Below are 11718 nucleotides of genomic sequence, written 5' to 3'. Positions count from 1 at the left end.
GCGTCGTCGCCACCGCCTGCCGGAACGGGCCGACCGGGCAGCAGGTGGTGCGACTGCTGCACGGCCGGGCCGGAGTGCTGCCGGCAAACGTCCGGGTTCCGGCGTCGTCGCCACCGCCTGCCGGAACGGGCCGACCGGGCAGCAGGTGGTGCGACTGCTGCACGGCCGGGCCGGAGTGCTGCCGGCAAACGTCCGGGTTCGGGTCCGCACCGGGCCGCTCTGCGCCGGTGAGTGGCAGTTCACCGTGCTGGAGGTGACCGGGCACGAGGAACTCCAGGTGGTCACCCGAGGTGAGCCGTCCGCACCGGCGCTGGTCACCGCCGGCACCGACGTCTGCACCATCGAGGTACGCGCCACCGGCCCGGCCGGGATCCGCACCCTTGCCTGCGACGCCGGTCCGGCCATCCGGCCGGGTGCGTAGGCTGATCGGCATGCCGGGAACACCGCCGACACGTTTCGTCTACCTCGGGCCGGAGGGCACCTTCTCCGAGCAGGCCCTACGCTCCGTCCCCGCAGCCGAGCGCGGCACCCGTACGCCCGCCCGCAGTGTCGGGGAGGCGCTGGACAGCGTCCGGGCGGGCGACGCGGACGCCGCGTTGGTGCCGCTGGAGAACTCGATCGGCGGCGCGGTGGGCGTCACGCTTGACGAGATGGCCGAGGGTGAGCCGCTGGTGATCACCCGTGAGGTGGTCCTGCCTGTGGAGTTCGTGCTCGCCGCACGGCCCGGCACCGCGCTGACCTCGATCCGGGCCGTGGCGGCCCACCCACAGGCCTCCACCCAGTGCCGGGGCTGGCTGCACGACCACCTGCCGGACGCCGTGGTGGTCGACGTGCTCTCCAACGGCGCGGCCGCCGCCGGCGCCGCCACGGGCGAGTTCGACGCGGCGATCTGCGCACCGATCGGGGCCGCCCGGCACCGGCTGAACACGCTCGCCGACAAGATCGCCGACCACCCGGACGCGGTGACCCGGTTCGCGCTCGTGTCCCGCCCGGGGCCGCCACCGCCGCCGACCGGCGACGATCTCACCTCACTAGCGGTCTACATCGCCCACGACCGGGTCGGTGCGCTGCTGTCCGTGCTGATGGAGCTGGCCGTACGCGGGGTCAACCTGAGCCGGATCGAGTCCCGTCCGACAGGTGAGGCGCTGGGCCGTTACGTCTTCTTCCTGGACTGCACCGGCCACGTGGCGACGTACGGCTGGGCGAGGCGTTGCAGGGGTTGCGCCGGGTCTGCGCCGACGTCCGGTTCCTCGGCTCGTATCCCCGACACCGCTGGACCCAGGCGCCGGGTGAGCGGCCGGTTCCCGCACCGGCGGGCCTCTCCGACGTCGACTACGCCGACGCGGCGGCCTGGCTGACCCGGCTGCGCAGCGGCGAGTTGACCTGATCGGGCGCGGGCGCTCCACCGGCCGGGAACGCCCACGCCACCCCGGTCAGCTCAGCAGACCGCCGAGCAGGCCGCCCTCCTGCTGCTGCTGGCCGCTGCCCATCACCGGCGGCTCCTCGGACGGCTGCACCACCACGAAGCCCTGGCCGGCGAAGCTCATCGTGAACGACTCACCGGTGCGGCGGCCGAGCAGGGTGCCGAGGCCGAGCTGCTCGGCCCGGTGGTAGCCGGTCTGCAGGTTGGCCGACCAGCAGACCGCGGCCTGCGGGTCGACGTACGTCGGGGCGTCCACGTTGAGCACGACCGGGGTGCCCTTGGTGGTGATGGCGATCCGGCCGTAGCCGCTGAACACGCAGTTGAAGAGGCCGGACGAGGAGGCCATCCCGGCGCCGCCGACCATCCTGATGTCGTACTGGAGGGTGGAGTCGAAGGCGAGCACGCTGGAGCCGTTGATGGACAGCGCGTCGCCCGGCTCCAGGTCGATGATGTGCACGTCCTTCGCCAGCTCGGCGAGGAAGACATCGCCCTGGCCGGAGACCTTCATCAGCGGAACGCCCTCGCCGGTGAGCTTCTGCTTGAGGAACTTGCCGAGCCCGCCCGAGCCCAGCGCCTGGAACTGCACGTTCCCCTGGTAGGCGACCATCGACCCGACCCGGGCCATCGCCTCGCCGTTCAGCTCGATCTTCAACATCTTGGAGTTCTGCAGCCGCATGCCGGGCTGCGCGGACTCCTTCTCCAGATTCTCCGCGGAGAACAGCTCGCTGCGCATGAAAGGCCTCCTGAGTGGGTTCGCGTTCGCCGCACCGACGGTAGGCGACCTCGGCAACCAGCGCGCGCAGGCGGAGGCGGCGCGTTCAGCCCCAGCCCAGCGCGTGCAGTCGGGCGTCGTCGATGCCGAAGTGGTGGGCGATCTCGTGCACCACTGTCACCGCCACCTCGTCGATGACGTCCTCGTCGTTGTCGCAGATCCGCAGGATCGGACGGCGGTAGATGAAGATCCGGTCCGGCAGCACCCCGGAGTAGTCCCAGCCCCGTTCGGTGAGCGCGTGCCCCTCGTAGAGGCCGAGCAGGTCGGACTCGCCCGGTGGCGGGTCGTCCTCGACCAGGATCACCACGTTGTTCATCAGACCGAGCAGTTCCTCGGGCACCTCGTCGAGGGCTTCGCCGACCAACTCCTCGAAGCGCTCACGGCTCATCTCCACCGGCACCTCGCCCATTGTGCCCGACGTGGCGGCAACCGGCCCGGCCCTGCGGACGACCGGGGCCGGAACGCGCGTACCCGAAAGGGGGCGATCACCCGGGGCCGGGCGAGGGCTCCTTCCGGGTACGCGCGGGGTGGTCGAATCGCTCAGCCGGCCAGGCGGGCGCTGAGGGTGATCTCGGCACCCGGCGAGAGCAGGCGGGAGATCGGGCAGTTGGCCTTGGCGGCCTCGGCGAGCTTCTGGAACTCCGCGTCGTCGATGCCGGGAACCTGGCCGACCGTCTCCAGGTCGATCCGGGTCACGGTCATGCCGGCGTCGGTCTTGTCCAGGTGCACCTTGGCGGTGGTCTCGACCGAGGTGGCGGTGGTGCCGGCGTCGGCGAGCGCCTTGGAGAACGCCATCGAGAAGCAGCCGGCGTGCGCGGCGGCGATCAGCTCCTCGGGGTTGGTGCCCTCACCCTCCTCGAAGCGCGACTTGAAGGAGTAGTTGCCGGACAGGCCGCCCTTACCGGTGCGGACGGTGCCCGCGCCCTCGGTGAGGTTGCCCTGCCATTGTGCTGAAGCGGTACGGATAGGCATGCGGCAAACGCTAGCGGAAAGGTGACCGCCGGGGCGACCGACCGGCACCGTCGCCGGCCCTGCGATCCCGGTCACCACCGGCCAGTTGTGCCATGATGCGAACCAGGTCCGTGACCGGCGGAAGGATGGCCCGATGTCCGAGGAGCTGCCGATCCCGCGACAGGGCGACCGGTCCGAGGGCCCAGCCGTGATCGAGTGGGGTGCAGAGGACGCGGCCCCACGGCGTCGGTTCGGTTGGTCCGTGGCCGCCTTCACCCAGGATCCTCGACTTCCGCTGCTGCTCGCCGGTCTGGGTGCGGTGGCCGGGGTCGCCTCGCTGGTCGGTGAGTGGCTGGTGATGACCCTGCCGAACGGCGGCCCCGACGGAACCGGCACGATCGAGGTGCCCGCCGGGGTGTCCGAGGTGGGTGGCTTCGGGGTCGGCTACCTGGTCGGGCTGCTCGGCCTCGTCTGCACTGTGGTGCTGGCGCTGCGCGGCACCACGGCGGTGCGGCCGAACGCTCGCCTGGCCGGTCTCACCCTGGCCGGTGCCCTGCTGGTGATGCTGTTCGCGGCCACCGTCACCCTCGACGATCCCGGTCAGCGCAACTTCTTCTACTCGCCGCAGGACGGCTTCCGGACCGACTACGGTCGCGGCCTGGTGCTGGCGTTCGTCGCGTGTGCGCTGCTCGGCGCGGCCCTGCGGCAGGCCCCGGTCGCCGGGCTGGGCGCGGGGGAGGACGGCCGGCCCGGCAATGTGCCACCCGGCCGTGCCTCGCGCCGTCGCCGGGGCGGCGAGCCGATCGACGAGGACGGCCTGCCCGCGCCGGCTGACCTGACTGTCACGCCCGCCACGCCGTTCGCCCGCCCCGACCAAGCGTCCTGAACCTCAGGGATATGCCCCGTTCGTCGGAATAGCCAGGGCAATATCGCGACGGCTTTTGTTGGTGCCCGATTCGCCTGGAAGACCTGGTTGCTGCCTGTTTCCCGAGGTACGGTTGCTGCCCGCCGTTTCGGCTTCTCCGACCGTGGCAGGCGCGACGGCGGTGGGCGAAGGAGGAACGATGACCCGCCCGGGACTTCCCAAGCTGATCGCGACCGACCTCGACGGGACGCTGGTCCGCAGCGACGACACCGTCTCCGCGTACACGCATGGGGTGCTCGACCGGGTGCGGGCCGCCGGAATCCCGGTGGTCGGCGCGACCGGTCGCGGCCCTCGGTTGACCGAACTGACCCGCAACGACATCCGGGCCGCCGACTTCCTGGTGATGGCCGGCGGCGGCCGGGTGGTCGACCAGAGCGACCCGGCGGCCCGGTGGTGCTCCGCGACGAGCGGCTGCCCGCCGAGGTGCTCGCGCGGCTGCTCGCCGACCTGGAGGCCGAGGTCGGCCCGCTGACCGTGATGGTCGAGGCATCCGACGAGCACGACGCCCCGCTCTGGGGCGATTACCACGAGAGCTGGCCCTACCAGGACCGGTTCGAGGCCCGCACCCGCGAGGAGTGCCTCTCCTGCGACGTGCTCAAGGCGTTCGCCCGGACCGCCGACCACCACGTGGACGAGTTGCTGGCGGTGGCCCGTCGGATCGTCTCGCCGGAGCAGGCCACGCTCACCCAGGCCGGGCTCGGCTTCATCGAGATCTGCCCGCCCGGGGTGGACAAGGCGAGTGGGCTGACAGTGGTGGCGCAGACCCTCGGGGTCGACCCGGCCGACGTGCTGGTCTTCGGTGACATGCCCAACGACCTGCCGATGTTCGAGTGGGCCGGCTGGTCGCGGGTGGCGGTGGCCAACGCGCATCCCGCGCTGCGCGCCGTCGCCGACGAGGTGACCCTACGCAACGACGACGACGGGGTGGCGGTGTATCTGGACCGGCTACTGTCCCGGTGATGGAAGAGACCCCCCGCCTCGTCGCCACCGATATCGACGGCACCCTGATCCGCGACGACCACACCGTCAGCCCACGCACCGCCGACGTGCTCGCGCGGATCTCCGCGCGGGGCACGCCAGTCGTTCTGGTCACCGGCCGCCCGGTGCGCTGGCTCAAGATGGTGTACGACCAGCTCGCCCAGCCGCTGCCGGCGGTCTGCGCCAACGGCGCGGTGGTCTACGACCCGTTCGAGGATGAGGTGGTGCGGGCCGACCCGCTGGCACCACACCACCTGGCCGAGGTGGCCCGCCGGTTACGTGCCGAGGTGCCCGGCATCAGCTTCGCCGTGGAGATCCTGGACAGCCGGGAGATGCGGCACGAGGCGCACTACCCGCTGCGCTGGGACGCCGATGCCGACGGCATCCGACCGATCGAGACGCCGGAGGAGCTGCTTTCGGTGCCGGCCGTGAAGCTCCTCGCCCGGGCCGGCGAGCAGGACCCGGACGCCTTCGCCGAGCTGATCGCGGCAGCGGTGGCCGGGTTGGCCGAGGCGACCCACTCGTCCTCCTCCGGCCTGGTGGAGATCTCCGCGGCCGGGGTGACCAAGGCGGCCGGGCTGGCCTGGTACTGCGACCAGCTCGGGGTGCGCGCGGCGGACGTGCTGGCCTTCGGCGACATGCCCAACGACGTGCCGATGCTGACCTGGGCCGGGCGCGGCGTGGCGGTGGCGAACGCGCACCGCGCCGTCCTCGCGGTCGCCGACGAGGTGACGGCGACGAACTCGGAGGACGGCGTGACGGCGTACCTGGAGAAGATCTTCGGGGTGGACTGAGCGGGACGGGTCAGAGGTACTGACCGGTGTTGTGCCCCTCGCCGCCGCCCGGCTGGCCGATGCCCGGCATTCCGGGGACCACCCCGCCGGGGCCGCTGGGCAGCGCCTGCCGGCCGCCGCGCATCTGCTCCAGCTGCACCCGGGCGGCCATCTGCTGGGCCACCAACGCCGCCTGGATGCCGTGGAACAGGCCCTCCAGCCAGCCGACCAGCTGGGCGTGCGCGATCCGCAGCTCGCCCTCGCTGGGGGCCTTGTCCTCGGCGAAGGGCAGCGAGATGCGCTCCAGCTCCTCGCGCAGCTCGGGGGCGAGGCCCTCCTTGAGCTCGACGATCGACCGCTCGTGGATCTCCCGCATCCGGCTGCGGCTGGCGTCGTCGAGGGGTGCGGCCTTCACCTCCTCCAGCAACTGCTTGATCATGCTGCCGATCCGCATCACCTTGGCCGGCTGTTCGACCAGGCGGGTCGGGTCCTCGCCCTGGCCCTCGTCGGTCTGCATGGTGCCGATCGGCCGGCCGTCCGGGCCGACCACCACTACCGTGCCGGAGTGGCCGGAGTCGTCGGTGCCGGGCTCGTCGTTCTGTCCAGCGGAGCGCGCGTCGGTCATGGGGTCCATCTTTACCCAGCCGACGCGAGCCATGCCGCCCGGGACCGACTACCGGGGCCGAACCACCCGCGCGGGGGCGCGCTACCGTCGCGCCATGCCTGCCGACCCACGTGCCGTGCTGACCCGGCCCGCGCCGGAGCCCGACCGGACCGTGCCGTACGGCGACGACCCGAACCAGGTGGCCGACCTGCGGCGTCCGGCGGGGACCGGCCCGGCGCGGCCACTGGTCATCGTGGTGCACGGCGGTTTCTGGCGAGCCGAGTACGACCGGCGGCACACCGGCCCGCTGGCCGCGGCGCTGGCCGCTGCCGGCTATCCCGTGGCGCAGCTGGAATACCGTCGAACCGGGCAGCCCGGCGGTGGCTGGCCGGGCACCCTTGGCGACGCGCTCACCGGGGTGGCCGAGCTGCCCGCACTGGCCGCCGAGGCGCTGCCCGGCCGGGTGACCCCGGCCGCGCCGATCCTGCTCGGGCACTCGGCCGGTGGCCACCTGGCGCTGTACGTTGCGGCGACCGCTCCGGCGACGGTCGGTGGGGTGCTCGCCCTGGCCCCGGTGGCCGACCTCGCCGAGGCGTACCGGCGGGATCTGGACTCGGGCGCGGTCGCCGCGTTGCTGGGCGGCGCCCCGACGGAGGTCCCGGACCGGTACGCGGCTGCGGATCCACGATCATTGGTACCGATACGGGCACGGACAGTAGTCATGCATGGTTCGGAGGACCTCCAGGTGCCGGCAAAAATGAGCCGGGAGTTCGTCGCGCGGGCCCGTGCCGCCGAGTCCGATATCTCCCTTGTTGAACTGCCCGAATGCGAGCACTTCGGGCTGATCGATCCGGAGTCGGCCGCCTGGCCTCGGGTTCTTGCTGTGTTGCGGTCCCTGCACGATGATCACTAACCATTGACGCAGCGTCGCGGACCAGGTAGAACGCCGGAGGGCGGTGTTCGGCCCGGTAACGCTCCTCGGAAGGAACCTGGTGTCGCAGATGAATCGCAGGCGGGCGCTCCAACTGTTGGCCGCGCTCGGTACCACCGGGTTCGTCGCCGGGTGTGGCTCCGACAGTGACGCCGAGCCGACCGCCAACCGCAGCCCGATCAAGATCGGCTTGATCACGCCGCAGGCCGGTGGTTTCAAGAGCATCGGCGACGACATCACCAACGGCTTCCAACTCTTCCTCGACCTGCACGACCAGCGGCTGGGCGGCCACCCCGTCGAGCTGCTGACCGCCGACGAGGGTGACACCGCGAAGACCGGCAAGGCCGCCGTCGAGGGCCTGCTCAAGCAGGGCGTGCTGGCGCTCACCGGCGTGGTCAACTCGGCGGTGATGGTCGGCATCCGGGACACCGTCGAGCAGGCCCGGGTTCCGCTGATCGGCTCCAACGCCTCGCCGAGCAGCCTGCAGAGCGTCTTCTACATCTGGCGGACGTCGTACGTGCTGGACGAGGCCGGCCGGGCGCTGGGCCGCTACCTGCGCGAACAACTGCCGGCGAACGGCCGCATCGCGATCATCATGCCGGAGAACGTCGGCAGCCCGGACGTGGTGCGTGGCTTCCGGCAGGAGTTCGGCGCCACCGACTCGCGGATCAGCGACCCGGTGACCTACACCAACCCCACCGCCAACCCCGGCAAGACCACGTACGTCTCGGACATCAGCAGGGCGCTGGCGAAGAAGCCCACCGCGGTCTTCTGCTTCTTCGCCGGCGCCGCCGCTGTGGAGTTCATCAAGCAGCTGCGCGAGAAGTTCAACGGGCCGATCTACGCTCCCGGCTTCCTCACCGAGGGCACCGTGCTGGAGAACCTGAAGGACAACGCGCTGGGCATCCAGACCGCGCTGAACTACTCGGCCGACCTGAACAACACGTCGAACCGGGTCTTCGCCTCGGCCTACCGCAAGAAGTACCAGGTCACGCCCACCACGTACGCGATGGCGTCGTACGACGCGGCGCAGGTGCTCGACCAGGCCATCCAGCTGACCGGCGGGAAGCCCACCCCGCAACAGGTCAACCTGGCCCTGGGCAAGATCGGCCAGATCGACAGCCCGCGCGGCATCTGGCAGTTCAACCAGCCGCGCACCCCCCAGCAGAAGTGGTACCTGCGCGAGGTGCAGCGTGACGGTCAGGTCATGTCGAACGTCCTGATCAACGAGCTGGCCACCCTGGGCTGACCGCCCACCCGGAGCACGATCAGGGGCCGCCTCCCGTCGGGAGGCCGGCCCCTGGCGTACCTGTGTCAGTGCCGCAGCTCGGCGACGCAGCACTTCACGCTGCCGCCGCCCTTCTTCAACTCGGCCAGATCGACGGGGACCGGGGTGTACCCGGCCGCCTTGAGCTTGCCGGCCAACCGGGTGGCCTCGCTGCTGAGCACCACGTTCGCGCCGTCGCTGACCAGGTTGAGCCCGAAGGCCATCGCGTCCTCGTCGTCGGCGATCACCGCGTCCGGGAAGAGTTGGGTGAGCACCCGCTGGCTGGCCGAGGAGAACGCGCCCGGGAAGTAGACGACGTTCGAGTCGTCGATCGCCGCGAGCGCCACGTCCAGGTGGTAGAAGCGGGGGTCGATCAGGCGCAGCGACACCACCGGCCGGCCCAACGCCTCCTGCGCCTCGGCGTGCGCCGGGATCTCGGTGCGGAAGCCGTGCCCGGCCAGGACCAACCCGCCGTGCGCCTCCGGCACGTACGCGAAGTCACCCTCGCCCTCGTTGGTCTCGCTGGGCGCGATGAACCGCCAGCCCTGCGCCTCGTAGAAGGCGTGGTGGGTAGCGGCCTCGGCAGCCCGCTGCTCGTGCTTGAACCGGGCGCCGTAGACGGTGCCGTCCACCGAGAAGCCGCCGTTGGCGGCGTAGACCATGTCCGGCAGGCCCGGCTCGGCGGCGAGCTGGTGCACCTCGTGGCCGAGGCCGACAAGCGTCTCGCGCAGCCGGTCCCACTGCTTGACCGCCAGGTCACTGTCGACCGGGGTGGTCACGTCCATCCACGGGTTGATGGCGTACTCGACCGCGAAGTGCTCGGGCGAGCACATGAGATATGTCCGCCTTCGCGGCACTCGCTGCTGGTTCACGGTCACCAAGAGTAGGTACCGTGGAACGTTGAAAACAGCCACAACCGTTGCTTCCCAGAGGCGGAACGTTGCAGATAGATGCCGTAGACCAGCGGATCATTGCGTTGCTCGTCGCCGACGCCCGCGCGTCGTACGCCGACATCGGTGCCCGGGTGTCGCTCTCCGCGCCAGCGGTCAAGCGTCGCGTCGACCGGCTCCGCGCCACCGGCGTGATCAGGGGATTCACGGCCGTGGTGGATCCGGCCGCCGTCGGTTGGACCACGGAGGCCTTCGTCGAGCTGTTCTGCGCGGGCCGGACCACCCCGGCGCAGATCGGGGTGGCCGCCCGCCGGCACCCCGAGGTGGTCGGCGCGTACACCGTCTCCGGGGAGGCGGACGCGCTCGTGCACCTGCGCGCCGCCGACATCGCCCACCTGGAGGCGGCGCTGGAGCGGCTGCGTGCCGAGTCGTTCGTGACCTCCACCCGCAGCACCATCGTGCTGTCCCGGCTGGTGGAGTCCCCGGGCGTCGGCCCGTCCGCCTGACCTGCCGGACGTCGCCTAGAGGTACATCCCGGTGCGGTGCTCCGACTCGTCGCGGCGCACCGGCTTGTCGCCCTCACCGAAGAACCGCTTACCGCCGAACTCGCCGTGCAGACGGTCGTCCAACTCGTCGGCGAGGCCGGTCATCACCTGCACCGCCAGCATCAGGTGGGTGGCCTGGAAGCTCCGACCGAAGACCGGGATGGACGCCCAGACCGTGTCGTCGGCGCAGTAGAGGCGGCCGATCGGCATCCGGTTCGTCAGCTCGGAGAGCTTGACGTAGAGCCGCTCGGTCGGCTCCACCTCGGTGAGCACCGGGGAGAAGACGTCCACCAGCGGCGGATTGTCCCGCACCCGCACGAAGACCATCGCCGAACCGGCCCGGATGTTGATGTCGCCGTCCGAGTCGATCTGCAACCGGTCGGGCTCCGACTTGAGCATGGTGGAGACCACGGTCCGAACCCGCTCGGCCAGGTCGAGCACGTCCTCCCGCTCGGCCTGCGCGGCTGCCGCCTGGGCCAGCGCCTCCTCCAGGTCGGCCTCGACGTCGGCGTCCGGGCCGAACTCGCTGCGCGCCGTGCCCAACGGGTCCACCGCCAGCGGTTCGCCCTCGGTGTCCTGCACCGTGTAGACGAGGAAGGCCGGGTGCGGGGCGCCGTACACGTCACGCAGCGTCCGGGACAGCAACGTGGCGATCCCTGTCGACTCGGTCGTCGTACCGTCCAGGCCGAAGGACCCGCCGCTGCCGGCGACCACCCCCGGCGGGGACCAGCCGAGCGCGATCATGTCCGCGACCGCGCCCCGGTCCAGGCGGTAGCCCGCCGGAAGCGTGGCGTTTCCCACCGCACGGGCGGACAGCGCTCCCGCACCGTTCACGTCGACGCTTATCGAGTAGACGGCGTCTCCGGTGCCGGAGGCGGTCGGGTCCAGGGTCACGTCGAGGTGCGCGCCGGCGGGCAGCTCCCCCAGCCGTACGGCGAGCGCGCGGGCGAACTCCCGCCACGCCTCGGTCACCTTCGCCCGCAGGTCGGTGGTGCTGGGCTCGTCGAGCAGGATCGATTCCGCCGGCTCAGCCGAAGCGCCGGGCAGCTCACCGTGCGGCGCCGAGGGGTGGTCAGCCGTCATGATCGCCTCCGTCCGTCACGATCACCCTACCCACGCCGCCTGGCTGTCGAATCAGCCCGGACCGGGATCGGACAGCGACGGGTCAGGGGGCCGTCGGGTCGGCGGTTTCGGCATCCAGCCCGATCGGCCAGGTGCCCGCCAGCGCGCTGAGCCGGGCCGCGGCGTCCGCCGGGTCGGCGCCCCGACCGACCGCCAACCCCAGCAGGTACGCGGTGACCGGCGCACCCGGACGCACCACCTGGTGGGCGACATCCCGGGCCAGATCCAGCACCGCCGGCACCGGCACCCCGGCCGGGTCCAGCTCCAACTCGGCACAGACCGCCGTCACCCAGTCGTCCAGCACCGTCATCGCGCCCACTCCTCCGCCCGGCGTACGTCCTCGTCAGTGTCGCAGTCGAACCACGGCGGCGGGCCGTCGCCGGACCAGGGCAGCTCCCGCACGACGAGGCCGGCGAGCAGTGCCCGCACCGGGGCCCCGGACAGTTCGCCGCCGCGCTCGACCGTCAGCCGGTCCACCGCGGCCCGCAGCGCGGCGACCCGCCAGACGCCGCAGAGCGACTGCCGCCGCCCGTCCCC

The 11718-nt window shown here is 71.7% G+C and carries 13 protein-coding genes and 3 pseudogenes; 8 read left to right on the top strand and 8 right to left on the bottom strand.

Annotated elements, in window-relative coordinates:
• Together JM949_RS37815 and pheA are read left to right on the top strand one after the other, a co-directional pair.
• Positions 1-421: hypothetical protein (locus tag JM949_RS37815; RefSeq protein ID WP_238433996.1), on the top strand; the 421-nt coding region annotated here is incomplete at its 5' end.
• A 10-nt stretch (positions 422-431) separates the two neighbouring features.
• Positions 432-1387, top strand: a pseudogene (pheA, locus tag JM949_RS27675) (prephenate dehydratase).
• 46 nt (positions 1388-1433) lie between these two features.
• On the opposite strand, the gene JM949_RS27670 reads toward pheA, so the two are convergent.
• From JM949_RS27670 to JM949_RS27660, 3 genes are all read right to left on the bottom strand, one after another.
• Positions 1434-2156: an AIM24 family protein gene (locus JM949_RS27670; RefSeq protein WP_030487734.1), complete on the bottom strand. Its 723-nt coding sequence runs from the start codon at positions 2154-2156 to the stop codon at positions 1434-1436.
• Between the two features lie 85 nt (positions 2157-2241).
• Positions 2242-2589 carry a metallopeptidase family protein gene (locus JM949_RS27665; protein WP_203151152.1) on the bottom strand — a complete coding sequence of 116 codons (348 nt, stop codon included), beginning with the start codon at positions 2587-2589 and terminating at the stop codon, positions 2242-2244.
• 146 nt (positions 2590-2735) lie between these two features.
• Positions 2736-3167, bottom strand: coding sequence for an OsmC family protein (locus JM949_RS27660; protein ID WP_203151150.1), 432 nt, complete (start codon positions 3165-3167; stop codon positions 2736-2738).
• 133 nt (positions 3168-3300) lie between these two features.
• Here JM949_RS27660 and JM949_RS27655 point away from each other — a divergent pair, with 133 nt between their 5' ends.
• From JM949_RS27655 to JM949_RS27645, 3 genes and pseudogenes are all read left to right on the top strand, one after another.
• Positions 3301-4032 (top strand): hypothetical protein, encoded by a 732-nt coding sequence (locus tag JM949_RS27655; RefSeq protein WP_203151149.1) that lies wholly within the window; start codon positions 3301-3303, stop codon positions 4030-4032.
• A gap of 178 nt (positions 4033-4210) precedes the next feature.
• Positions 4211-5031 (top strand): annotated as a pseudogene (locus JM949_RS27650) (HAD family hydrolase).
• Positions 5031-5843: an HAD family hydrolase gene (locus tag JM949_RS27645; protein ID WP_203151148.1), complete on the top strand. Its 813-nt coding sequence runs from the start codon at positions 5031-5033 to the stop codon at positions 5841-5843. Before JM949_RS27650 ends, JM949_RS27645 begins: the two are co-directional and overlap by 1 nt.
• A 10-nt stretch (positions 5844-5853) precedes the next feature.
• On the opposite strand, the gene JM949_RS27640 is transcribed toward JM949_RS27645, so the two are convergent.
• Entirely contained in the window at positions 5854-6456 is a 603-nt protein-coding gene (locus tag JM949_RS27640) for a bacterial proteasome activator family protein (RefSeq protein ID WP_203151147.1), read from the bottom strand.
• 85 nt (positions 6457-6541) lie between these two features.
• On the opposite strand from JM949_RS27640, the gene JM949_RS27635 reads away from it, so the two are divergent.
• Both JM949_RS27635 and JM949_RS27630 read left to right on the top strand, forming a co-directional pair.
• Entirely contained in the window at positions 6542-7339 is a 798-nt protein-coding gene (locus JM949_RS27635; protein ID WP_203151146.1) for an alpha/beta hydrolase family protein, read from the top strand.
• A 79-nt stretch (positions 7340-7418) separates the two neighbouring features.
• Positions 7419-8606 carry an ABC transporter substrate-binding protein gene (locus tag JM949_RS27630; protein ID WP_203151145.1) on the top strand — a complete coding sequence of 396 codons (1188 nt, stop codon included), beginning with the start codon at positions 7419-7421 and terminating at the stop codon, positions 8604-8606.
• Between the two features lie 65 nt (positions 8607-8671).
• On the opposite strand, the gene ddaH is transcribed toward JM949_RS27630, so the two are convergent.
• On the bottom strand, positions 8672-9505 hold the full coding sequence (ddaH, locus tag JM949_RS27625; protein ID WP_203151144.1) for a dimethylargininase: 834 nt from the start codon (positions 9503-9505) through the stop codon (positions 8672-8674).
• A gap of 59 nt (positions 9506-9564) precedes the next feature.
• Here ddaH and JM949_RS27620 point away from each other — a divergent pair, with 59 nt between their 5' ends.
• Positions 9565-10020 carry an Lrp/AsnC family transcriptional regulator gene (locus JM949_RS27620; RefSeq protein ID WP_203151143.1) on the top strand — a complete coding sequence of 152 codons (456 nt, stop codon included), beginning with the start codon at positions 9565-9567 and terminating at the stop codon, positions 10018-10020.
• Between the two features lie 15 nt (positions 10021-10035).
• On the opposite strand, the gene JM949_RS27615 is transcribed toward JM949_RS27620, so the two are convergent.
• From JM949_RS27615 to JM949_RS27605, 3 genes and pseudogenes are all read right to left on the bottom strand, one after another.
• On the bottom strand, positions 10036-11142 hold the full coding sequence (locus JM949_RS27615; protein ID WP_203151142.1) for a T3SS (YopN, CesT) and YbjN peptide-binding chaperone 1: 1107 nt from the start codon (positions 11140-11142) through the stop codon (positions 10036-10038).
• An 82-nt stretch (positions 11143-11224) separates the two neighbouring features.
• The gene (locus JM949_RS27610; protein ID WP_203151141.1) at positions 11225-11491 is read right to left on the bottom strand and encodes a DUF6457 domain-containing protein; all 267 of its coding nucleotides are present in this window, start codon (positions 11489-11491) and stop codon (positions 11225-11227) included.
• Positions 11488-11718, bottom strand: a pseudogene (locus JM949_RS27605) (bifunctional protein IspD/ispF); the annotation flags it as partial. The gene JM949_RS27610 and the pseudogene JM949_RS27605, both read right to left, overlap by 4 nt.

The sequence above is a fragment of the Micromonospora tarensis genome (assembly GCF_016803395.1).
GTDB lineage: Bacteria > Actinomycetota > Actinomycetes > Mycobacteriales > Micromonosporaceae > Micromonospora > Micromonospora tarensis.
This window is presented reverse-complemented; position numbering and strand designations above follow the sequence as displayed.

Excerpts from the sequence above, each read along its gene's own strand:
- JM949_RS27615 (WP_203151142.1), bottom strand. The coding sequence starts at position 11,142 with ATGACGGCTGACCACCCCTCGGCGCCGCACGGTGAGCTGCCCGGCGCT.
- JM949_RS27635 (WP_203151146.1), top strand. The coding sequence starts at position 6,542 with ATGCCTGCCGACCCACGTGCCGTGCTGACCCGGCCCGCGCCGGAGCCC.
- JM949_RS27660 (WP_203151150.1), bottom strand. The coding sequence starts at position 3,167 with ATGCCTATCCGTACCGCTTCAGCACAATGGCAGGGCAACCTCACCGAG.
- JM949_RS27610 (WP_203151141.1), bottom strand. The coding sequence starts at position 11,491 with ATGACGGTGCTGGACGACTGGGTGACGGCGGTCTGTGCCGAGTTGGAG.
- JM949_RS27640 (WP_203151147.1), bottom strand. The coding sequence starts at position 6,456 with ATGGACCCCATGACCGACGCGCGCTCCGCTGGACAGAACGACGAGCCC.
- JM949_RS27655 (WP_203151149.1), top strand. The coding sequence starts at position 3,301 with ATGTCCGAGGAGCTGCCGATCCCGCGACAGGGCGACCGGTCCGAGGGC.
- JM949_RS27645 (WP_203151148.1), top strand. The coding sequence starts at position 5,031 with ATGGAAGAGACCCCCCGCCTCGTCGCCACCGATATCGACGGCACCCTG.
- JM949_RS27670 (WP_030487734.1), bottom strand. The coding sequence starts at position 2,156 with ATGCGCAGCGAGCTGTTCTCCGCGGAGAATCTGGAGAAGGAGTCCGCG.